Consider the following 707-nt stretch of genomic DNA (forward strand, 5'->3'; position numbering starts at 1 on the left):
CTTAGCGAATCCCTAATTGAAAGTGGACGTGATATCCCACTAAAAGAACTGCTTTATGCAAAGCGCGTGTTAGACAACTACATGGCGGTAGCAAAAGACACGAGCCCGCTTGAGCTATTAACAGAAATGAAAGCTGCAGCTAAACAAGTAGAATACTTCACTACAGATAACAATCCGTGTGAAGCGCGCAATGTCATTAGCAGTATGATTGATGAGATCGACAGTGCAGAAACGTTTGCTGCTTTCAAAACTCTCGCAGGAAAGCCATCTCAAGCTTTGAACGAATTAATTGAAGATCGTGCTCAACTCATTAGGTATGAACGAGAACTTTTGCTTGCATCAGGTTATGATGCCTCTCGTATCTAACGAGTTTTAGCTTAACATAGGTAAAGGAAAAGGAGCTCAGTGAGCTCCTTTTTGTATGAACAATCGAGTGTATTGTTGGGTTTATAAACCCATATCCGATGTGATTTCTTTGATCTGGTTGAGATCCATTTTGTAGACTTCAATTAGTTGATCAATTTGGCTAAGTCGAGAATTTGCTTCATCGTGCTTATCGCAAGCATCGGATTTTACATCCCACGACTTCCCTTCTAAGAACACATCACATTCTTTCTTCAGCTTGTCGATTTTCGGCAGTAGCTACTCGCCCTCTTTATCTAACGCTTCTAGATCTTGCGAGATTTTGAGTTATTTCTGCAACACTT

1 protein-coding gene and 1 pseudogene are annotated in these 707 nt (G+C 40.7%); one reads left to right on the forward strand and one right to left on the reverse strand.

Going from position 1 to position 707, the window contains the following annotated elements; all coding sequences use genetic code 11:
* Positions 1-366: hypothetical protein (locus tag R7Z49_RS25010; protein WP_318112389.1), on the forward strand; the 366-nt coding region annotated here is incomplete at its 5' end.
* 81 nt (positions 367-447) lie between these two features.
* Here R7Z49_RS25010 and R7Z49_RS25015 read toward each other — a convergent pair.
* Positions 448-690, reverse strand: a pseudogene (locus tag R7Z49_RS25015) (chromosome partitioning protein ParA); the annotation flags it as partial.
* Positions 691-707 lie beyond the last annotated feature (17 nt).

This window comes from Vibrio sp. 1562, assembly GCF_033340155.1.
Taxonomy (GTDB): Bacteria; Pseudomonadota; Gammaproteobacteria; order Enterobacterales; family Vibrionaceae; genus Vibrio; species Vibrio alginolyticus.